The organism is Pelagimonas varians, from assembly GCF_003208435.1.
In the GTDB taxonomy this organism is placed as follows: domain Bacteria; phylum Pseudomonadota; class Alphaproteobacteria; order Rhodobacterales; family Rhodobacteraceae; genus Pelagimonas; species Pelagimonas varians.
Genome location: NZ_QKMF01000006.1, coordinates 216,299 through 235,452, shown reverse-complemented (window position 1 = coordinate 235,452; position 19,154 = coordinate 216,299). Strand labels below are relative to the sequence as shown.

At 55.2% G+C, this 19,154-nt stretch carries 22 protein-coding genes; 6 read left to right on the top strand and 16 right to left on the bottom strand.

Features of this window, described 5'->3' with window-relative positions; genetic code table 11:
* Nucleotides 1-57 precede the first annotated feature (57 nt).
* The 3 genes from C8N36_RS10595 to ribA all read right to left on the bottom strand — a co-directional run bounded on the left by C8N36_RS10595 (nucleotide 58) and on the right by ribA (nucleotide 2,999).
* Nucleotides 58-1,161 (bottom strand): ABC transporter ATP-binding protein, encoded by a 1,104-nt coding sequence (locus tag C8N36_RS10595; RefSeq protein WP_097803800.1) that lies wholly within the window; start codon nucleotides 1,159-1,161, stop codon nucleotides 58-60.
* 200 nt (nucleotides 1,162-1,361) lie between these two features.
* Nucleotides 1,362-1,901: a L,D-transpeptidase family protein gene (locus C8N36_RS10590; RefSeq protein ID WP_370739140.1), complete on the bottom strand. Its 540-nt coding sequence runs from the start codon at nucleotides 1,899-1,901 to the stop codon at nucleotides 1,362-1,364.
* Nucleotides 1,902-1,910: 9 nt separating this feature from the next.
* On the bottom strand, nucleotides 1,911-2,999 hold the full coding sequence (gene ribA, locus C8N36_RS10585) for a GTP cyclohydrolase II (protein ID WP_097803801.1): 1,089 nt from the start codon (nucleotides 2,997-2,999) through the stop codon (nucleotides 1,911-1,913).
* Between the two features lie 144 nt (nucleotides 3,000-3,143).
* On the opposite strand from ribA, the gene C8N36_RS10580 reads away from it, so the two are divergent.
* On the top strand, nucleotides 3,144-3,830 hold the full coding sequence (locus tag C8N36_RS10580; RefSeq protein ID WP_097803563.1) for a response regulator transcription factor: 687 nt from the start codon (nucleotides 3,144-3,146) through the stop codon (nucleotides 3,828-3,830).
* A 166-nt stretch (nucleotides 3,831-3,996) separates the two neighbouring features.
* On the opposite strand, the gene C8N36_RS10575 is transcribed toward C8N36_RS10580, so the two are convergent.
* Together C8N36_RS10575 and pnp are read right to left on the bottom strand one after the other, a co-directional pair.
* Nucleotides 3,997-4,350, bottom strand: a complete 354-nt coding sequence (locus C8N36_RS10575) for a YigZ family protein (RefSeq protein ID WP_097803803.1) — start codon at nucleotides 4,348-4,350, stop codon at nucleotides 3,997-3,999.
* Nucleotides 4,351-4,659: 309 nt separating this feature from the next.
* The gene (gene pnp, locus C8N36_RS10570) at nucleotides 4,660-6,792 is read right to left on the bottom strand and encodes a polyribonucleotide nucleotidyltransferase (protein WP_110767889.1); all 2,133 of its coding nucleotides are present in this window, start codon (nucleotides 6,790-6,792) and stop codon (nucleotides 4,660-4,662) included.
* A 222-nt stretch (nucleotides 6,793-7,014) separates the two neighbouring features.
* Here pnp and C8N36_RS10565 point away from each other — a divergent pair, with 222 nt between their 5' ends.
* The 3 genes from C8N36_RS10565 to C8N36_RS10555 all read left to right on the top strand — a co-directional run bounded on the left by C8N36_RS10565 (nucleotide 7,015) and on the right by C8N36_RS10555 (nucleotide 9,327).
* Nucleotides 7,015-7,242, top strand: a complete 228-nt coding sequence (locus tag C8N36_RS10565) for an N-(5'-phosphoribosyl)anthranilate isomerase (protein ID WP_097803564.1) — start codon at nucleotides 7,015-7,017, stop codon at nucleotides 7,240-7,242.
* A gap of 125 nt (nucleotides 7,243-7,367) precedes the next feature.
* Complete coding sequence (locus tag C8N36_RS10560; RefSeq protein ID WP_097803805.1) at nucleotides 7,368-8,615, top strand: cation:proton antiporter; 1,248 nt, start codon at nucleotides 7,368-7,370, stop codon at nucleotides 8,613-8,615.
* A gap of 97 nt (nucleotides 8,616-8,712) precedes the next feature.
* A complete protein-coding gene (locus C8N36_RS10555; RefSeq protein ID WP_097803565.1) occupies nucleotides 8,713-9,327 on the top strand; it encodes a glutathione S-transferase family protein in 615 nt (204 codons plus the stop codon).
* Nucleotides 9,328-9,422: 95 nt separating this feature from the next.
* Here C8N36_RS10555 and rpsO read toward each other — a convergent pair whose 3' ends face one another.
* The 4 genes from rpsO to C8N36_RS10535 form a co-directional block, all read right to left on the bottom strand.
* Entirely contained in the window at nucleotides 9,423-9,692 is a 270-nt protein-coding gene (rpsO, locus tag C8N36_RS10550) for a 30S ribosomal protein S15 (protein WP_097803566.1), read from the bottom strand.
* Between the two features lie 177 nt (nucleotides 9,693-9,869).
* The gene (locus tag C8N36_RS10545; protein ID WP_097803567.1) at nucleotides 9,870-10,391 is read right to left on the bottom strand and encodes a hypothetical protein; all 522 of its coding nucleotides are present in this window, start codon (nucleotides 10,389-10,391) and stop codon (nucleotides 9,870-9,872) included.
* Nucleotides 10,392-10,481: 90 nt separating this feature from the next.
* A complete protein-coding gene (locus C8N36_RS10540) occupies nucleotides 10,482-10,760 on the bottom strand; it encodes a DUF5665 domain-containing protein (RefSeq protein ID WP_097803568.1) in 279 nt (92 codons plus the stop codon).
* On the bottom strand, nucleotides 10,744-11,265 hold the full coding sequence (locus C8N36_RS10535) for a DUF1643 domain-containing protein (protein WP_097803569.1): 522 nt from the start codon (nucleotides 11,263-11,265) through the stop codon (nucleotides 10,744-10,746). The genes C8N36_RS10540 and C8N36_RS10535 overlap by 17 nt, the downstream gene beginning before the upstream one ends.
* Nucleotides 11,266-11,395: 130 nt before the next feature.
* On the opposite strand from C8N36_RS10535, the gene C8N36_RS10530 reads away from it, so the two are divergent.
* Nucleotides 11,396-12,367 (top strand): threonine ammonia-lyase, encoded by a 972-nt coding sequence (locus C8N36_RS10530; RefSeq protein ID WP_097803806.1) that lies wholly within the window; start codon nucleotides 11,396-11,398, stop codon nucleotides 12,365-12,367.
* A gap of 2 nt (nucleotides 12,368-12,369) precedes the next feature.
* On the opposite strand, the gene C8N36_RS10525 is transcribed toward C8N36_RS10530, so the two are convergent.
* The 5 genes from C8N36_RS10525 to C8N36_RS10505 all read right to left on the bottom strand — a co-directional run bounded on the left by C8N36_RS10525 (nucleotide 12,370) and on the right by C8N36_RS10505 (nucleotide 15,847).
* Nucleotides 12,370-12,552, bottom strand: a complete 183-nt coding sequence (locus C8N36_RS10525; protein WP_097803570.1) for a Trm112 family protein — start codon at nucleotides 12,550-12,552, stop codon at nucleotides 12,370-12,372.
* A complete protein-coding gene (locus C8N36_RS10520) occupies nucleotides 12,549-13,190 on the bottom strand; it encodes an LON peptidase substrate-binding domain-containing protein (protein ID WP_097803571.1) in 642 nt (213 codons plus the stop codon). Before C8N36_RS10520 ends, C8N36_RS10525 begins: the two co-directional genes overlap by 4 nt.
* Nucleotides 13,191-13,217: 27 nt before the next feature.
* Nucleotides 13,218-14,126 (bottom strand): thioredoxin, encoded by a 909-nt coding sequence (trxA, locus tag C8N36_RS10515; protein WP_097803572.1) that lies wholly within the window; start codon nucleotides 14,124-14,126, stop codon nucleotides 13,218-13,220.
* A gap of 95 nt (nucleotides 14,127-14,221) precedes the next feature.
* Nucleotides 14,222-15,010: an exodeoxyribonuclease III gene (locus tag C8N36_RS10510; RefSeq protein WP_097803573.1), complete on the bottom strand. Its 789-nt coding sequence runs from the start codon at nucleotides 15,008-15,010 to the stop codon at nucleotides 14,222-14,224.
* 183 nt (nucleotides 15,011-15,193) lie between these two features.
* Nucleotides 15,194-15,847 carry a peroxiredoxin gene (locus C8N36_RS10505; protein ID WP_097803574.1) on the bottom strand — a complete coding sequence of 218 codons (654 nt, stop codon included), beginning with the start codon at nucleotides 15,845-15,847 and terminating at the stop codon, nucleotides 15,194-15,196.
* 167 nt (nucleotides 15,848-16,014) lie between these two features.
* Between C8N36_RS10505 and C8N36_RS10500 the strand changes: the two genes are divergently transcribed.
* Entirely contained in the window at nucleotides 16,015-17,454 is a 1,440-nt protein-coding gene (locus tag C8N36_RS10500) for an aldehyde dehydrogenase family protein (protein WP_097803807.1), read from the top strand.
* Between the two features lie 86 nt (nucleotides 17,455-17,540).
* Here the strand turns inward: C8N36_RS10500 and C8N36_RS10495 are convergent, their stop codons facing one another.
* Together C8N36_RS10495 and rarD are read right to left on the bottom strand one after the other, a co-directional pair.
* Nucleotides 17,541-18,194: an RluA family pseudouridine synthase gene (locus C8N36_RS10495; RefSeq protein WP_255253603.1), complete on the bottom strand. Its 654-nt coding sequence runs from the start codon at nucleotides 18,192-18,194 to the stop codon at nucleotides 17,541-17,543.
* 17 nt (nucleotides 18,195-18,211) lie between these two features.
* Nucleotides 18,212-19,096 (bottom strand): EamA family transporter RarD, encoded by an 885-nt coding sequence (gene rarD / locus C8N36_RS10490; RefSeq protein ID WP_097803575.1) that lies wholly within the window; start codon nucleotides 19,094-19,096, stop codon nucleotides 18,212-18,214.
* Between the last annotated feature and the right edge of the window lie 58 nt (nucleotides 19,097-19,154).

Genomic DNA, 19,154 nt, shown 5'->3' with positions numbered 1-19,154 from the left:
CCCACCCCCTTACAAGACCCCGCAGCGAGTGCACCGCGGGGCAATTGGATAGGTGATTTAAGTTGCGTCCAGCGCCCGGCAGTCTTCTGGCAGCCAGCCGATATCAATCATTGTGCCCGGAACAAGTTTTTCCTGATCAGGCGCATTTCGTGTTTTGATCACGAACTCATCATTGCCAGCGACCCGCAAACGGGTGCGGAAAATGTCACCCATATAGATGAATTCAAGCACTTCTGCTTTGAGCGTATGCGCGCCGTCTTGCAGGCGCTCTTTGTTGATTTCAACACGTTCAGGGCGGATCGACACGCGGGTGCGCTCGCCAACCTTGGTCACGTTCACCGGCGTTGCATCCAGCATTTCACCGCCATCAAGGCGCACAATACAGGTGTCGCCCTTGATCTCGGTAACCACACCATCAAGCGTGTTGTTTTCACCAATGAACTGCGCGACAAAGCTGTTTTGCGGTTTTTCATACAGGGTGTCGGGCGGATCAAGCTGCTGAATACGGCCATCGTTGAACACGGCAACCCGGTCTGACATTGTCAGCGCTTCGGTTTGGTCGTGCGTCACGTAAACTGTTGTAATTCCAAGCTGATGGGCCAAGTGCGTGATTTCGAACTGCATCTTTTCGCGTAGCTGCTTGTCGAGCGCGCCCAGCGGTTCATCCATCAAAACCAGTTCAGGTTCGAACACCAAGGCCCGCGCCAAAGCAACACGCTGCTGCTGGCCGCCAGACAATTGCGCCGGACGGCGACCGCCAAAGTCGCCCATCTCAACCATGTCCAAGGCGCGCTTGATCTTCTCTTCGCGCAGTGACTTGCCCATCTTGCGAACCTCAAGCGGAAAGCTCAGGTTTTCTGCAATCGTCATATGCGGGAACAAAGCGTAGTTTTGGAAAACCATGCCAATGCCGCGCTTGTGTGGGGGAATATTGTTGATGCTGACGCCGTCCAAAAGGATGTCGCCATGCGTCGCTGTCTCAAACCCGGCAAGCATCATGAGGCAGGTGGTTTTGCCAGATCCCGATGGCCCAAGCATTGTCAAAAACTCGCCCTTGGGCATCGACAGGTTGAGATCTTTGACGACTAAAATCTCGCCATCATAGCTCTTTTGCACGCGTTCAAATGCGACAAAAGCGTCGCTGTTTCCCGAATCGGCCAAAGGCACACTCCCTGATATATCCGCGGATTTTCTCCGCTGTCTTGACGTAAAATAAACCTTGTAAGGCCCAGCGTTGCAACAGGTTCGGTAATAATCTCTGAAAAATTCGCGAATTTCAGGCGATGCGCGCAGTTTTGCGACGCTTCCCAGACCAAAACGCCTTCTGGCTGGGCCAAACATGAACATTGTCCCGATGCGTTTTATGGGTATTTGGTTTTTGGGGGCTCGTTTCTTGCAGAGTTTCTGAGATTTGGGGATACGATCAATCGCGTTCCGGGGGCAGCTTTTCTCACAATCTGTTGCAAATGATCCGGTCGAAAGCCGACGCAGCCTTCGGTTGGAAAACCCGGCCTGCGCCAACGGTGCAAAAAGATTGCGGATCCACGCCCCGGTTCGGCGTTCGGCCAATTCCAATCGGTCAGCAAAATCAGATCATACAAGGGATCCGCCCGGCGCAAATTTTCATGACTGGGAGCATAGGGGACCCGCACCAGCTGATTGTAACCCGCGTCTTTCGCATCGTCCGACCACAAGTCACCGGGCCGGATCGGCAGGGCCCATGGGGCCGGACGCGCCATCCGGTCAGGACGATACAGCAGCCCGACAATCCGGTGGCTGCCAACAGGTGTCGCCCCGTCTCCTTCGCGTTTATCGGCCCGCACTCCGCCCCTGCCAATGGTGCAGGGCCACATGCGCCCGCGAAACCGCAGGCCTTGACGGGTCAAAACCATATCCGACATACTTGACCCCTACAGCAAATGCCCTGACTTCGCGGCCTTAACCGCGAGGTATTTTTCATTCTCGGGTGTTTGGCCAACTTGCAATGGCACGCGCTCGGCGACGGTCACACCGCAGCGCTCCATCATTGCGATCTTTTTGGGGTTATTGGTGAGCAAACGCACACTGTCGAACCCCATCTTCTGCAAAATTTGCGCCCCGAGCCGAAAGTCTCGCTCATCATCCTCGAACCCGAGACGGTGATTGGCCTCAACCGTGTCAAAACCTTGATCTTGAAGCGCATAGGCCCGCATTTTATTGGCCAACCCAATGCCGCGCCCTTCTTGGTTCAGGTATAACAGAACCCCTGCTCCATTCGCCCCCATCGCCGCCAAAGCCGCATTTAACTGCGGGCCGCAATCACACTTTAACGATCCTAGAACATCACCGGTAAAACAGGCTGAATGCAGCCGCGCCAACACCGGCTTGCTGCGGTCCGGGCGACCTATTTCAATCGCATAGTGTTCTTCACCGCCATCCTCAGGCCGAAAAATATGCAACCGACCCTCTTGGGCTGCCTGCATCGGCACTCGCGCGGCAACAACATTATCGAGTGTCGCCAGCTCCATCACATGCGGAGTTGCAACTTCGCCCGGTATCAAAGTCAGATTTTCCCGCGCCGCCAAAGGCAGGGCTTCGCGGGTATCTTGGACCAAAACCGCTGGCAACAAACGCGCCGATTTCACCAAAGTGATTGCCAAACGATGCAAATCACAATTTCCATCGCGGCGTGTATTTAGCGGGCCTTTCATTGGAACCCGAAGATCATCCGCCGGATCAGCCAGTGCCTGCACCCAGTTCAAAGTTGCGTCGCCGGGCAAGACAACCCGCGCGACATCGCCATCATAAGCGCGGGCCTTGAGCGTTTCAGCACGGCGGCCGGTCAAAACCAGATCCACGGTCCCTTGGGCGCGCATCAGAGCAAAGCGCGCTGCACCAGCGGTTTCCGCCGCCATGACAATCAACGCTTGTCCATGCCCTGTCAGCACCACAGGCACGCCCATCCGCAGATCAGCCCGCGCACGCGCCAGAATATCGTTCAGCTCCGGTCCCAACCCCAAGGCCCTGTCTCCTTGTAACAATTCGGCCCAAATCCTGAAACATTCGCACGCATCAGACACGACCGCGTGATGTGAATGCAGCAATCCTTGCCGAATGGCCAAAATGGTCACATCTGCGGTAAAAGGCAACACGGGAGCCCGCAAATGGCACAGCTAAAAAACATCCTTTTGGTCGATGATGACGATGACCTGCGAGAGGCCTTGGCCGAACAGTTGATCATGACCGAGGATTTCGAAGTCTTCGAAGCAGACAACGGTGTCAACGCAATGGCGCGGGCTAAGGAACAGATATACGATCTGATCATATTGGATGTTGGACTGCCCGACACAGATGGCCGCGAGCTGTGCCGATTGATGCGCAAACAAGGCGTAAAGGCACCAATCCTGATGCTGACCGGCCATGACACAGACGCTGACACAATCTTGGGTCTGGATGCCGGTGCCAATGACTATGTCACAAAACCGTTCAAGTTTCCCGTGCTTCTGGCCCGTATCCGCGCCCAGCTGCGCCAGCATGAACAATCCGAAGATGCTGTCTTTACCGTCGGGCCATATACGTTCAAACCATCGATGAAACTGCTGGTAACAGAAGATGACCGCAAGATCCGCTTGACCGAAAAAGAGACGAACATTCTCAAATTCCTGTATCGCTCGTCCGAAGGTGTGGTTCCGCGCGACACGCTCTTGCACGAAGTTTGGGGGTATAATGCCGGTGTCACCACTCACACACTTGAAACACATATCTATCGCCTGCGTCAAAAAATTGAGCCAGACCCATCCAACGCCCGACTTTTAGTAACAGAATCAGGTGGTTACCGACTGGTAGCGTAATATTAACCATTTCGACCTAAAGTTAAGGAAGTTGACCGAGATCAAAGAGGTGTTTGACGCGCATCTTTATCAAGGTCCCCGACAGTTCCCGTTGCATGTGCGGGTTATCACATGCACCTCCCTGTTGGACTAAGCCGGGCCTTGTGCCCGGCATTTTTTTTGCCCGTCAGCTGCCGCTGTTTTCCAGAAACATCCGGACAGCCTCTTGGACATGGCGGAACCGGTCACCGCCCAAATGCTTGCCGCCATACCAACGTGTGACCACGATAACGGTGTTGCGCGCCTCTTCGCGTTCCAGCATTCGCAAAATCACCATGCCCGCCCCGCTTTCGCCATCATCACTTTTAAGCGGCCCATCGTCTGTTAGACAGGCCCATGTGTTGTGCGTCGCTTTCGCGAATTTTTTCCGGCGCTTTAGCTCTTTGAGAAAGGCCTTGGCCTCCGTCTCATTTTGGCATGGGCCACCGGACACCGCATAGCGTGATCCACGGTCAGAAATGATGTTTTCAAGAACCTTCATAACACGGGCGTACCCAGCGACATTCCGGCGTGCAAGCCCAGTTTGAAGGAATTGGGGCTTTGGCATCCCCGCCAAAGCCCCGCGACGCATCCCGTGAGTGTAATAGTGGAACCGCGATCGGCCATTTCATTTACACACATTAAAATGCCTCATAACGGGTAAACCAAACGTTAACTTCCCCGTTCCTATGCTTCAGGATAGGCGCAGCTATACTGTATGCAGCTGATACGCAAAAAGGGCACCTCGCAAGGTGCCCTTTCCACAACTGGCCTGTGAGGGGCAGCAACGACCGCCCGACTCACTAAAAGCTTAGTCTTCTTTTGCTTCAGGCGCGGCTTCTTCACCGGTGGCCTGATCAACCATTTTCATGGCCAAACGCACTTTGCCGCGATCGTCAAAGCCTAGCAGCTTAACGAACACTTCCTGACCTTCTTTCAGAACGTCCGAAGGGTGGTTCAGGCGGCGGTTTTCGATCTGGGACACGTGCACCAAACCGTCGCGCTTGCCAAAGAAGTTCACGAAAGCGCCGAAATCGACGATCTTCACAACTTTACCTTTGTAGATTGCGCCTTCTTCTGGCTCAGCGACGATCGAGTGGATCATCTCATAGGCTTTCTTGATCGACTCGCCGTCAGGCGACGCAATCTTGATGACACCATCGTCGTTGATGTCGACCTTGGCACCGGAGAGTTCAACGATCTCACGGATCACCTTGCCGCCGGATCCGATAACTTCACGGATCTTGTCGGTTGGGATGTTCATGGTTTCGATGCGCGGCGCGTGAACCGAGAAGGATCCCGCTTCGGTCAGTGCATTCGCCATTTCACCAAGGATGTGCAAACGGCCGGCTTTGGCCTGAGCCAAGGCTTTGGACATGATGTCAGGCGTGATGCCTGCAACCTTGATGTCCATTTGCAGCGATGTGATGCCGTTTTCGGTACCAGCCACTTTGAAGTCCATGTCACCGAGGTGATCCTCGTCGCCCAAGATGTCGGACAGGATCGCGTAATCGCCGTCGTCTTCCAGAACCAGACCCATCGCAACACCAGCAACCGGCGCTTTGAGAGGCACACCAGCGTCCATCATGGACAGCGAACCGCCACAAACGGATGCCATTGAAGATGAACCGTTGGATTCAGTGATCTCGGACACCAAGCGGATGGTGTAAGGGAAATCAGTTGCCGCAGGCAGAACCGCCTGAAGCGCACGCCAAGCCAGCTTGCCGTGACCGATTTCGCGGCGGCCGGGGCCGGACACGCGACCAACTTCACCAACCGAATAGGGAGGGAAGTTATAGTGCAGCAGGAAGTTGGATTTAAAGTTGCCGTGCAGCGCGTCGATGAATTGCTCATCGTCACCGGTGCCCAGTGTGGTCACAACCAGACCTTGGGTTTCGCCGCGTGTGAACAGGGCAGAACCGTGGGTCCGAGGCAACAAGCCAGTTTCCGACACGATCGGACGGATCTGATCCAGCGCACGGCCATCAATCCGGCGACCGTTTTTAACAACGTCACCGCGCAGAACAACCGATTCCAGCTTTTTGATCGCAGAACCAAGGTTCGCATCAGCAAGCTGCTCTTCGGTCAGACCGGCAAGGATTGCGTCCTTGGCTGCGGACACTGCAGCAACGCGTTCTTGCTTGTCTGTGTTGGCATAAGCGGCGCGCATGCCTTCTTCGCCAGCGGCTTTGACAACGTCGTACAGGTCGGCATAGTCAGGCGCTTCGAATTCGAACGGCTCTTTGGCGCAATCTTCGGCCAGATCAACGATCAGGTCGATAACCGGCTGGATCTGCTCGTGGGCGAATACGACCGCACCCAGCATTTCTTCTTCGCTCAGCTCATAAGCTTCGGATTCAACCATCATCACGGCGTCTTTGGTGCCGGCAACAACAAGGTCAAGACGCTGCTCAGGATTGTTGCGCAGCTGATCCATATCCTCGACGGTTGGGTTCAAAACGTATTCGCCACCTTCGTAGCCAACACGGGCACAGGCGATTGGGCCACGGAATGGTGCGCCAGAGATGGTCAGTGCAGCAGAGGCAGCAATCATTGCAACAACGTCAGGGTCGTTGACCAGATCGTGGCTCAGCACGGTACACATCACCAGAACTTCGTTTTTGAAGCCGGGAACAAACAGCGGGCGGATCGGACGGTCGATCAAACGCGCAGTCAGTGTTTCTTTTTCAGTCGGACGCGCTTCGCGCTTGAAAAAGCCGCCTGGGATCTTGCCGGCAGCATAGTATTTTTCTTGGTAGTGCACGGTCAGAGGAAAGAAATCCTGACCCGGCTTTTGTTTGCGGGCAAAAGTCACGTTCGCCATTACGCTGGTTTCACCCAGAGTCGCGATTACGGAACCGTCTGCCTGACGGGCAACCTTGCCTGTTTCCAGTGTCAGCGTTTCTTCGCCCCACTGCATACTCTTCTTCGTTTCTTTGAACATCATCGTATCCTATATGGGAGCGCAGCCGACCCCTGCCGGGGCTCCCGTTTGCATGACGGCCGCATTGCCGCCGACCCCTTTCATCTTACGTCGCTGCGCGGGGGCCTGCGCGCTGCGTTACAGATGTGGCTGCGCCATACATGTTTTAAGGGAGATTGGGAAGGGAATAACGCGCCGGTGCCGTTATCCGGCTGTTAACCGCACCTAGGGTTTTCTGGGGAAATGCTAGTCAAATCCCCAAACCATGCCCGAGAATGGATTGATCAGGTCTTTGCCGCCAAATCCGTTGCCAGAGGTGGAATTGTCCGGCGCTCTGTCGCTTGGGTTGAACATGAAATTGGCCGCGGCCGGTTTATCCAAGAGGTCGAAGCACGCGGTTTTCATCTGTTGGAATGTGGCGGCCAATTCATTGTGATCTGCAATCGAAGACCGATTCGCAATCTGGTCTAAACGAGCGCCAATCGAATTTTCGTCGAAAATTCGCCGTCCGGCCGCAGGGGACAAGGCGAAATTCACGCTACCAATACCCAAACAGCATGATAACAGGACTTGAAATTCAGCCTTTCGGGATTGTTATGAATATTTTGCAGATTGCATCTTTGTTGATTGTTTTGGCCGGGGTCTTTGGCAGCATAAACTACCTTTTCCTAAAACTGCCTGCCGCAATTGGGATCTTGGTGGTCGCCCTACTTGCCTCAATGTCGATCATGGCCTTTGATCTCGCCATTCCCAGCTGGGGCATTTCGGATCAAATCCGGCATGTCGTCGTTGGCATCGATTTCTCCGAAGCCCTTCTCGAAGGCATGTTAGGCCTTCTCCTGTTTGCCGGGGCGTTGCATGTCAAACTGTCTGATTTGCGGGCGGTCTGGCCAACTGTATTGCTCATGGCCACCATCGGAGTTGGCCTATCAACTGCTGTTATCGGGTTTGGCTTCAGCTGGTTGACTGGCATGCCGATTTTGGTTGCGCTGGTTTTTGGCGCGCTGATTACACCCACGGATCCTGTGGCGGTGCTTGGGGTGTTGCGTGAGGCAAACCTAAGCAAATCGCTGGAAACCCAAATCGCCGGTGAGAGCCTGTTTAACGATGGTGTCGGCTATGTCGTATTTTTGGTTCTAGTCGGCCTCGCCTTTCCAAGTGATCTGCATCACGCCTCTGGAACAATCGGTGCCCTGAAACTGTTTGCACAAGAAGCTTTCGGCGGAGCAATCCTTGGGATCACACTCGGCTGGCTGGTCTTTCGGGTCATGCGGTTGATTGACGACTATGCGCTTGAAGTGTTGCTGACACTGGGGCTTGCCTTTGGCGGATATGAACTGGCAATTTGGCTGCATGTCTCGGCACCAATCGCGGCTGTTTGCGCCGGATTGCTGATCGGAGATATAGGAGCAAAACACGGCATGTCAGCCAAGACACGTGAATATGTGGATGCGTTTTGGGTGTTGATCGATGAAATTCTCAACGCTGTTTTGTTCCTGCTGATCGGCTTCGAAGTCTTTGCCGTCCAACTTGAGCAAAGCTTTTTGATCACAGGTGTTATGTCAATCGCGCTGGCTTTGGTCGGCCGTTTGGTTGCGGTGGCCGTGCCTGTTTTGATGCTCAAGCCGTTTCGGAAATTTGGGCCGGGTGTTATCCAGATCATGACTTGGGGTGGGCTGAAAGGCGGGATATCGGTCGCCCTTGCCCTGTCGTTGCCAGACAGTGAATGGAAGCCGCTCATTTTGACCACAACCTATGTGATCGTTGTCTTCTCAATCATCGTTCAGGGTTTGACCGTGGCCAAACTGGCCAACAAAGTCGGCAGAGAGCCGGATTTGGTCTAACCCCCTGCGGCCTGCAATCAGCACCCCAAGTAGGTTCCTGACAGTTTCTGGCAGTGCCTACGGGTAGAGATGCGGCACTTACTTTGAAAGGACCACAATGCTTACCCTTTTCCATGCGCCCATGTCGCGCTCAACGCGGCTTGTTACCCTCATTGATGAACTTGGCGCGCGTGATGCAGTTCAAATCCGTTTGGTTACTGTCCAACGGCAGGACGGAGCCGGTGCTCCCGATCCTGAAAATCCGCATCCAGAGAAAAAAGTACCCGCTCTGAAACACGATGGCACCGTCATCACGGAAAGCATCGCCATTGCGATTCACCTATGTGATCTGTTCCCCAAGGCCGGGCTATTGCCCCCTGTCGGCACCCCGGAACGCGGGCGGTGTCTCCAGTGGCTGGCCTGGAATGCCGGCGTCGTCGAACCTGTGCTTGTGGCCAAACTGTCAGGGGTGGAACATCCCGCCTTTCAAGCTTCCTTTCGCGGGTGGGATGAGGTGATCACCAGACTTGAAGCCGCGCTCGAAACTTCCCCTTGGTTGATGGGCGATGAGATGACTGTGGCCGACATTATCGTACATTCGTCATTTTCCTGGATGCCCGATCTGCTGCCCGACCATCCCGGTTTGCAAGATTGGAACAAACGAATGATGACCCGCCCCGCCACACAGCGCGTTTGGCAAGAAGAGCAAGCCGCAATGGCGAGCCCAGCCTGATCGCCCGAACCCAATAGTCCGGAACAAAAAAGGCGCCCGCTCCAAATTGGAACGGGCGTTTCTATGTCTACCAGTTGGGCGAACCCAGCTTGGGTTTAGCGACGGATGCCGAGGCGTTTGATGAGGTCTTGGTAACGGGCCACATCTTTGGCTTTGGTGTAATCCAGAAGCTTACGACGCAGAGCAACCAACTTCAAAAGACCACGACGCGAGTGGTTGTCTTTTTTGTGGGTTTTGAAATGCTCGGTCAGGGTCGAGATACGCGAGGTGAGGATGGCAACCTGTACTTCGGGCGAACCAGTGTCGCCTTCTTTGGTGCCGAATTCTTTCATCAAGCGTGTTTTTTCTTCAGGTGTAATCGACATCGGGGTCTCCTTTCGGAAGATAAGGGTTATGGCACAAGCCGGGATGTCGTCCAGCAGGGCCCGTGGAGATATCCGCACACAGCGGATGAGCGCACATACGCGATTCCATTCAGAATTGAAAGGGGGGAGTAAGCCGGTTGCTTAAACTCGGTCTAGGCAATGTAGCCCGCAATGATGTCAGGCCATTTCCAATTCCGACGCGGTGCTTTCCCCGACCAGAACCACAGCGTCCAAAACCGGCGCGTCTTCCGTCGGCATCGTCGCCAAAACCACCCCGCCAACGACAATCTCGGTTGTGTTTTCGTCGTTAGCAGACTGGCGCATTTCCAGCTCAGGGCTTTCGTCACCGGAGCTGTCATCGTAGACCACCATCAACTGGTCCTCTGCGCCGTTGAAATCCGTGAACTGAGCGACATTTTCATCGCCACGATCAAAGGAAGCGTCCTGCGTGGTTCCGCCTATGGCACCGGCATCGTCTTCCAGATCGGCTGCATCGTCATTGAAAACAGTATCCGTCGAGCCATTCGGCAGCCCCATTTGTTCAAAAAGGGATGTCGAAGCATCGCCACGTCCATCAAATGCATCTTCGGTTTCGGGTTGAATGTCGTCTTCTGGCACATCGTCATCATCCGAGGATGTGCTGACCATCACCACAGACCCGAGAGCCATCATCCCCAACAAACCTGCCAAAAAAAACATTGCTCAAAACCTCACACGGAGCCGAATCCAACATCCCAGATTCAGCCCCCGCAATCAATGTAAAACAAGGTTAATGGTTAACATTCGGACCTAATTTTCGACCTTAATTTCGTTGATGACCTGACTGGCAAGTTCACCGATTATGGGCACAAATTCGATATGGCTGAGCAGTAAAACCGCCACTGAAACCAAGGCCGTAGCCCCAAGGGCAGACCCCAACCCAAAAGCCAGACCGCGCAGCAATTGGAACCCGACCATACGCAGCAGCGAATTATGAATCCGGACAAAGCGGTGGCTGTTCAAAAGCGCAACCTCGTCGGAAAGGCGCTGCAAGTCTTTGTGCAATTTTACTTCAAGGGCGTTGGACATACCGGTCTTCCTTTGGCCAAACTTGTGGCATCATCGAATAAGAAACATACAGCGGATGGCGCGGATGACCTTCTTTGGTCAACCCCAAATGCCGCACATCCCCCTCCAAGTAGGGGGCAATGCCCACCCCTTGACCTAAAAATGCGCCATGAGTGCCCCAACCAGCAATTGTCATCCCAGCCGCGCCTGACCAGCGGGACAATAGCGCTGCGTTTTCAGGTCCTTCAGGGTCTTCGGCCTGCCTCAAATCCTTGGGGTGGGTGGCGCGATAGGCGAACAGGTTCGCAATTCGCACCGCTCCGAAGCCCAGTAGTTTTGCACGCCTTTGGCACCGCTCGATCGTGGCGTCGTTCTTTTCTTCGGTCGCGGTGGACGGGTTCAACATGATATAAAGCAGTTCCGGCCCGTCAGACCAAATACGTTGCAATCCATAGCGATACGCGCCGCACGGCGAATACAGTGCAATACTGTGCTGGCCGTCTTGCTCCGCCCGTTTTTCAATCATGCCGTCCAACCACGTCTCTGTCCGTTCTGCGCAAGCTGCCTTGGCATGGACCAGTGTGCAAGAGGCGTTGACAGGCGCACAATGCTGGTGCCCTTTGATCGCTGATAGTGTGCCTCAGGATTTAAAAACGATGAACATAGACATGATCACCGCCGCCGCCGCGCGGCTCAAAGGGCATGCGCGGCTCACCCCGATGCTGTCCTCTCCTGCTCTCGACAAAATTGCGGGCAAACGTGTTCTGGTCAAAGCCGAATGCCTGCAGCACACGGGCAGCTTCAAGTTTCGTGGCGGTTGGTCGGCGGTATCCGCGCTGGACGACACCACCCGAAAGAACGGCGTAATCGCCTTTTCATCCGGAAATCATGCGCAAGGTGTTGCAGCTGCGGCCCGCGCTTTTGGTGTCCCTGCCGTGATCATCATGCCCGCCGATGCACCTATCTTAAAAATCGAAGGCACGCGGGATTTGGGCGGGGAAGTTGTCCTGTATGACCGCGCCAGTGGCGAAAACCGCGAACAGATCGGGGCCGATTTGGCCATGCAGCGCGGATTGACATTGATCAAACCCTTTGACGAGCCGCAAGTCATTGCCGGACAAGGCACCTGCGGCCTCGAAATCGCGCAGCAAGCTGCTGACGCGGGCGTTTCAAACGCAGATGTGTTGGTGTGTTGCGGCGGCGGCGGTCTGACTGCGGGCATTGCATTGGCACTCGAGGCCAAAGCCCCCCGCCTATGTGTGCATCCTGCCGAACCTGAAGGCTATGACGATGTTGCGCGATCCTTGATCAGCGGCCAACGGGAACGCAACGCAGTCGAGGCAGGTGGCCTGTGTGACGCCATTCTGACGCCCAGCCCCGGAGAGATCACTTTTCCGATCCTTGCCCGCCTTTGCGGCCCCGGCATTGTCGCCAGCGAGGATGAAGCCCTGCGCGCAATGGCGCTGGCCTTTCGGCACCTAAAGGTCGTGGCAGAACCCGGCGGGGCCATTGCACTGGCCTGTGCATTGTTTCATTCCGACAAGATCGAAAGCGACACAATTATCGCGACGATATCTGGCGGTAATGTTGACCCCAAGGTTTTTGAGGCAGCCCTAAAAACTCTATAAAATCAATCGAGCTGCCGAGCCTCATCCACCAGCATAACAGGAATACCATCGCGGATCGGAAAGGCCAGTTTTGCGGCTCGGCTGATTAACTCCTGTTTCTCGGCATCATAGTCCAAGCCGCCTTGGGTCACGGGGCAGATCAACGCCTCAAGCATACGGCGGTCAATGATTGTGTTCTGGCTCATTGTATCAAATCCTCATTGGGGCCGCGCAGGGCATATTCTATCAGTGTCACCAGCGTCTCGCGGCGGGTGCTCAGCGAAGGAGCCTCAAGCAAGGCTTGTTTGTCCTCGGGGCCCAAGTCCAGCAGCATCGACAACGAATTGATCAACAATTCATCATCCGCCTCTTTGAGTGTTGGCCAATCAACCGACAGCTCTTCGGCATCGAAGTAGCGTTCAAGCAAGTCCATAAATCCGGGCCGGTAAAACCCCCTGTCAGCCTCGACACCATCAAGGTCACGGTCAAATCCGCCCCAAGACACACGGCAGCGGCGATAGGGTTGAAACCCCTCAACCTCTTCGACAATCCGGAAACGCGAGATGCCGGTCAGGGTGATCATATACCGCCCGTCTTCGGTTTCCGAAAACTGCGTCACCCGTCCGGCACAGCCGATGCGCTGAAGGCCCGGCCCTTCACGACCCGGCACTTCGCAAGGCTGAATCAGGCCAATCAGCCGCCCCTCTTGCTTGAGCGCATCTTCCAGCATCGCCAAATACCGTGGTTCAAATACATGCAAGGGCAGCCGCGCCCGAGGCAACATAAGCGCGCCGGGCAACGGAAAGATCGGTAAGATCTGAGGCAAGTCATTGGTCTTTGTCATACGATGCAACCTAGTGCGGGCCGCGCCTTAGGCAAAGATCATTGAGCTTAGTTTGCGCCGACCGTTCAACACAACCGGATCATTTGGCTTTAGCGCTTCGAAAATTGTGAACATCTGCGTTTTGGCAGCACCCTCGTTCCATTCACGATCCCGTCGGAAAAGCTCCAACAATTGCGCAACGGCGTTTTCGGCGTCGTCATTGGCAAGCAGGGCTTGCGCCAGATCGAACCGCGCTTGGTGATTGTCCGGATCAGCCTCAACCGCAGCTGTAAGCTCCGCAACAGGCCCGGCATTGGCCGCCTGTTTGGCAAGCTCGATCTGTGCATGAGCGGCTTCCAGCTCAGGTGAATTCGAAATCTCGGCCGGGGCACCATTTAGAATGGCTTCGGCCTGTTCCAGATCATCCTGAGCCAAATGCGCCGACACCATGCCCGCATAGGCACGCGCGTTGTTTTCATCTTCGCCCAAAACAGCCGCATAGGTCTGAGCGGCGTCATCAAACGCGCCAGCCTCTAGCATCTCATCGGCGGCATCCAGTGCACCGTCCAAGCCGCCCGACGCATCGCCGCCGCCCGCTTCGACCACTCGGGCAACAAAGGCTTTTATTTCGGATTCAGGTACTGCGCCCTGAAACCCGTCAACCGGCTGTCCTTGCCAAAATGCATAGACCGTGGGGATCGACTGGATCTGCAACTGACCCGCAATACCCTGCGCCTGATCGACGTTGACCTTGGCCATCTTGACCGCACCATTTGCTTCGGTCACCGCCGCCTCAAGCTGCGGGCCCAAGGTTTTGCAAGGCCCACACCACGGGGCCCAAAAGTCCACGATCACAGGCGTCTGCATCGAAGCCTCGATGACCTCTGCCATAAAATCCTGTTCCGCGACGTCTTTAATCAAATCGGCTGCCGGTGCAGCTCCACCCAGTTCCAGCATGGCGCAAGTCCCTTTATAAATAGTTGGCCCTTATATGGCCCCGCCTTGCCTAGGTCACAAGGGGCAACGCTGCTACGGTGGGGCGGCTCATCAAGTCAAAGATCGAACGTCGCAAACACAGGTGCATGGTCAGAGGGTTGTTCCCACCCACGGACGTGGCGCAAAACCCGGCTGGAATGTCCGGCTTGCGCAATATCAGGCGTTGCCCATAGGTGATCGAGCCTGCGCCCTTTGTCTGCCGCATCCCAGTCTTTGGCGCGGTAAGACCACCAGCTATACAACAGACCTTCGGGGATATCCTTGCGGGTGATATCTACCCAGTCACCGGCATCTTGAACCTGCGCCAAATGCTCGATCTCGATCGGAGTATGCGAGACAATCTTGACCATCTTTTTGTGAGACCAGACGTCGTCGTCGCGCGGGGCGATGTTCAAATCCCCCACCAAGATGGACTTTTCGGGCTTGTTGGTATGGAACCAATCGCGCATCTCGGTCAGGTAGTCGAGCTTTTGCCCGAACTTAACGTTCACTTCACGATCTGGCTTGTCCCCACCCGCTGGTACATAAAAGTTGTGAACCGTCACACCATTTTCAAGCCGCCCCGCAATGTGGCGGGCGTGGCCCAGATCAGCGAAATCTTCGCGCGCGACCTCTTCGATCGGCAATTTCGACAAGATTGCGACGCCGTTGTAGCCCTTTTGACCATTTGCCACCATGTGGGTGTATCCAAGCTCGGCGAAAACTTCGTGCGGGATCTTGTCGACCGGGGATTTGCATTCTTGCAGACACAAGACATCCGGCGCTTCTTGGGTCATCAACTGCGCAACCAACCCCTGACGAAGGCGAACCGAGTTGATGTTCCAAGTGGCAAGGGTAAAAGGCATTTTGCGGGTCTCCTGTTATCGCGGCCCGACAGTGCCAAGGCCCAAACAAAAGGGCAACCCGAAGGCTGCCCTTTTAAGATCTGGAAACGGTCAAGGCATGAAGTAACCGATTTTTCGTCGAAAAATCGCCGCCTAGCCTTTACGGTCAAGACACTCGGCAAAGAGAGTATCCACCCGTCTTTTTTACTTCGGCAGTTTCGCCATACGAAGATAAGGGAGGACCTTGTTAATCTCACCATATTTGGCAATCGCATCTTCGTCCGACACCGACATCGGCACCACGACATCCTGACCTACCGTCCAGTTTGCCGGCGTTGCAATCGTTTCGCGCGCTGCGGTTTGCAAGGCATCCAATGCGCGCAAAACTTCGGCGAAATTCCGGCCAACGTTCATTGGGTAAGTCATTGACAGTTTCAACTGCTTGTCAGGGCCCACGATGAATACAACGCGCACGGTTGCGCTGTCGGCAGGGGTACGTCCATCGGGCAGAACTGCCTCGGCGGGCAACATATCAAAAGCTTTTGCAACGGTCAGATCTTCGTCGGCGATGATGGGAAACCCGGCCGGTGTGCCTGCCGTCTTTTCGATATCGACCTTCCAGCCCTTGTGCTCTTCGACACCATCGACGGAAATACCCATCACTTTGGTGCCGCGTTTGGCCCATTCGTCCGCCAATTGTGCAACCGCACCAAATTCTGTGGTGCAAACGGGGGTGAAATCCTTTGGGTGAGAGAACAAGATCGCCCAGCTGTCGCCAATCCAGTCGTGCAGGGATAATTCACCTTGATCTGTGGTGACTGTAAGGTTCGGAATTTCGTCGTTGATTCGCAGACCCATGTCGCGTCCTTTCGAAAAAAATGTCGCGGCCAGACACTGGCCACTGCAAATACATATTTTCGCCACGCCAGATGTAAACCCCTGTCTTGCGCGGACTTGGACAGGATGACACAGTGCGGGGGAATCCCGCCGTTTGCGCGGTAGACATTATGGATCTGGAGACTCAGATGATCGAGAAAAAGCAGTTTTATATCAATGGTCAATGGGTCGATCCAATTGACGGCCGCGACTACAATGTCATCAATCCTACAACCGAAGACCCCTGCGCGGTAATTTCGCTGGGCGGTCAGGCGGATACTGACGCCGCCGTCGCAGCCGCCAAGGCAGCCCTTCCCGGTTGGATGGCTACACCCGTTGCCGATCGTATTTTGCTGCTGGAAAACCTGTTGGCTGTTTACATGGACCGCGGCGAAGACCTTGCCCAAGCCATGAGCATTGAAATGGGTGCCCCAATCGACATGGCCCGTGCCAGTCAAGTTGGTGCCGGCTCATACCACATCAAGAATTTTATCCGGGCCGCCAAAGCCTATGATTGGGAAAGCCCCTTTGATGAGCGCACAGAAGGCGCGCGTATCATCCACGAAGCCGTTGGCGTATGTGCGCTGATTACGCCTTGGAACTGGCCCATGAACCAAGTCACACTCAAAGTCGCTGCGGCGGCTGTGGCCGGCAATACAATGGTGTTGAAGCCATCCGAAGAAAGCCCGCTGGATGCAATCGTCTTTGCCGAACTGATGGACGAGGCCGGCTTTCCACCCGGTGTCTTTAACCTTGTGAACGGTGATGGCGTGGGCGTCGGCAGCCAGCTAACCGCACATCCTGATGTTGATATGGTCAGCTTTACCGGCTCGACTCGCGCGGGCAAACTGATCTCGAAATCAGCGGCTGATACGCTAAAACGCGTGCATCTGGAATTGGGCGGCAAAGGCGCGAATTTGATCTTTGCCGACGCCGACGAAAAAGCTGTCAAACGCGGCGTCCTACATATGATGGAAAACTCCGGCCAAAGCTGTAACGCACCGTCGCGGATGATAGTTGAAGCCAGCGCTTACGACCGCGTGGTTGAAGAAGCTGCAGCCATGGCTCAAAAGATCTCCGTGGGCCCCGCCGACAAAGAAGGGCGCCACATTGGCCCCGTGGTGAATGAAACGCAATGGACCAAGATCCAAGGGCTGATCCAGACCGGTATCGACGAAGGCGCACGTGTTGTTGCGGGCGGTGTCGGACGGCCGGACGGGCTGAACAAAGGCTTTTATGTCCGCCCGACTGTGTTTGCGGATGTAACTCCCGATATGACCATCGCAAACGAAGAAATCTTTGGTCCGGTGCTGTCGATCATGAAGTTTGATGACGAAGACGAAGCCGTCCGCATCGCCAATGACACGCCGTATGGTCTAACGAACTATGTCCAAAGCGCAGATCCGGCCCGCCGCAACCGTCTTGCGCGTCAACTGCGTTCTGGCATGGTTGAAATGAACGGCATGTCGCGCGGCACAGGCGCACCTTTTGGCGGCATGAAAATGTCAGGCAACGGCCGCGAAGGTGGCAGCTATGGCATCCATGATTTCGTCGAGGTTAAATCCGTTTCGGGCTGGACCGAAAACTAAAAACAATGCGGCGCGCAGAACATACCTGCGCGCCGCATCATCATCTTTATCGGTGATCGATTTTTCGTCGAAAAATCGCAGTCCCTTTAGAAAGGGGCCTTTGCCCGCAGGCGAATGCCTTTGCCGCTTTCCGGGTGACTGACCCGCAGCTCCTCGGCATGAAGCATCATGCGATCAAAACCCTCTGATGTTTCCGGCGCATAGAGCGGATCGCCCAAAATCGGGTGGCCCAGTGACAACATGTGTACCCGCAATTGATGGGTCCGGCCCGTTTGTGGAAACAATCGCACGCGGGTTTCCACTTCAGAACTCCGAATGACTTTCCACTCGGTCACTGACGGTTTGCCGGTTTCATGGCAGACCATCTGACGGGGGCGATTGGGCCAATCCACAGTCAAAGGCAAATCCACCTCGCCCTCTTTGTCGTCCATTTGACCCGCGACACGCGCGACATACGTTTTTTTAGTCGTACGCTTTTCAAACTGCTGACCAAGGTGCCTCTGTGCAAATGCCGTCAGGCCAAACACCATCACACCAGATGTGTCACGGTCCAGCCGATGAACCAACCGCGCAGTCGGAAACGCGATCTCGACCCGCTCCAAAAGACAATCGGAAAGATCTTCCGACTTGCCGGGCACAGACAATAGGCCAGCCGGCTTGTTCACCGCCAGAATTTCGTAATCTTCATAGAGAACCTCAATCGGGTCCATCGGCGGATTGTAGACGTCGTTTTGCTGCACGGCAGGCCCCTTGGCGATTACGCCCGGCGCATCTGCCGGATCAAAGGCACGGAATAGATCACCAAGGCCACCCAGATCAATGGGAAAGCCACCATACGGGCCGGATCGACCTTTTCGTCAAAAACAAAGACCCCGGTCAAAAAAATCATCGTTGGCGCGATATACTGCAAAATCGCGATGGACGACAGGCGCAACAGTTTGGTCCCATTGGCATAAAGCAGCAATGGCACCGCGGTCACGATTCCGCAGCCCAGCAGCAGCCATGTGTCCGCCGCAGAGGCCATGAAATACCCATCACCGCCAAGCCAGATCACATAAAGCAACGCCGGACCTGCCAAAATTAGAACTTCCAGCAAAAATCCTTGGTTCGGCCCGATGGGGAGTGATTTCTTGAAATAGGCGTAAAACCCAAAGCTGACTGTCAAGGACAGACCGAGCCATGGTGGACGGGCTGCCGAAACAAACAAGATCAGCACCGCCACCGCAGCCAGCCCCAGCGCCATAACTTGCGTCCGCGTCAGGCGCTCTCCTAGCAGCACCGCGCCAAGAAAGACACTAAACAAGGGATTGATATAGTAACCCAAAGCAGCGTCCACCGTGCGATCCACAGAAATCGCCCAGACATATATGCCCCAATTGATCGAAATCAGCGCCGCAGTCACACAGGCCATTCCCAGCATTTTCGGGTTGCGCAGCGCATCCCGTAAATCAGCCGTACGGCCAAGCCAAATCAAAAGCGCCCCTGCAACCGGCACCGACCACAAAACGCGATGGGCCACGACCTCAACTGCCGGGATATCTTCGACCAGCTTCAGGTACAGTGGTAAAAACCCCCAAAGCAGAAAAGCGGCGATAGCAAAAGCAAGCCCGCGCGGGCTGTCCGTGTCTTGTGGCGATGTCATGGAAGGTCTCCTTGACTCAAACTCTAACCACGGAGGTTCCCCTTTCGAAACCCTGCCA

Coding starts and splice junctions, on each gene's coding strand:
- C8N36_RS10590 (WP_370739140.1), bottom strand. CDS start 1,901: ATGTCGGATATGGTTTTGACCCGTCAAGGCCTGCGGTTTCGCGGGCGC.
- C8N36_RS10580 (WP_097803563.1), top strand. CDS start 3,144: ATGGCACAGCTAAAAAACATCCTTTTGGTCGATGATGACGATGACCTG.
- C8N36_RS10575 (WP_097803803.1), bottom strand. CDS start 4,350: ATGAAGGTTCTTGAAAACATCATTTCTGACCGTGGATCACGCTATGCG.
- pnp (WP_110767889.1), bottom strand. CDS start 6,792: ATGTTCAAAGAAACGAAGAAGAGTATGCAGTGGGGCGAAGAAACGCTG.
- C8N36_RS10565 (WP_097803564.1), top strand. CDS start 7,015: ATGCTAGTCAAATCCCCAAACCATGCCCGAGAATGGATTGATCAGGTC.
- C8N36_RS10560 (WP_097803805.1), top strand. CDS start 7,368: ATGAATATTTTGCAGATTGCATCTTTGTTGATTGTTTTGGCCGGGGTC.
- C8N36_RS10555 (WP_097803565.1), top strand. CDS start 8,713: ATGCTTACCCTTTTCCATGCGCCCATGTCGCGCTCAACGCGGCTTGTT.
- rpsO (WP_097803566.1), bottom strand. CDS start 9,692: ATGTCGATTACACCTGAAGAAAAAACACGCTTGATGAAAGAATTCGGC.
- C8N36_RS10545 (WP_097803567.1), bottom strand. CDS start 10,391: ATGTTTTTTTTGGCAGGTTTGTTGGGGATGATGGCTCTCGGGTCTGTG.
- C8N36_RS10540 (WP_097803568.1), bottom strand. CDS start 10,760: ATGTCCAACGCCCTTGAAGTAAAATTGCACAAAGACTTGCAGCGCCTT.
- C8N36_RS10535 (WP_097803569.1), bottom strand. CDS start 11,265: ATGATTGAAAAACGGGCGGAGCAAGACGGCCAGCACAGTATTGCACTG.
- C8N36_RS10530 (WP_097803806.1), top strand. CDS start 11,396: ATGAACATAGACATGATCACCGCCGCCGCCGCGCGGCTCAAAGGGCAT.
- C8N36_RS10525 (WP_097803570.1), bottom strand. CDS start 12,552: ATGAGCCAGAACACAATCATTGACCGCCGTATGCTTGAGGCGTTGATC.
- C8N36_RS10520 (WP_097803571.1), bottom strand. CDS start 13,190: ATGACAAAGACCAATGACTTGCCTCAGATCTTACCGATCTTTCCGTTG.
- trxA (WP_097803572.1), bottom strand. CDS start 14,126: ATGCTGGAACTGGGTGGAGCTGCACCGGCAGCCGATTTGATTAAAGAC.
- C8N36_RS10510 (WP_097803573.1), bottom strand. CDS start 15,010: ATGCCTTTTACCCTTGCCACTTGGAACATCAACTCGGTTCGCCTTCGT.
- C8N36_RS10505 (WP_097803574.1), bottom strand. CDS start 15,847: ATGGGTCTGCGAATCAACGACGAAATTCCGAACCTTACAGTCACCACA.
- C8N36_RS10500 (WP_097803807.1), top strand. CDS start 16,015: ATGATCGAGAAAAAGCAGTTTTATATCAATGGTCAATGGGTCGATCCA.
- rarD (WP_097803575.1), bottom strand. CDS start 19,096: ATGACATCGCCACAAGACACGGACAGCCCGCGCGGGCTTGCTTTTGCT.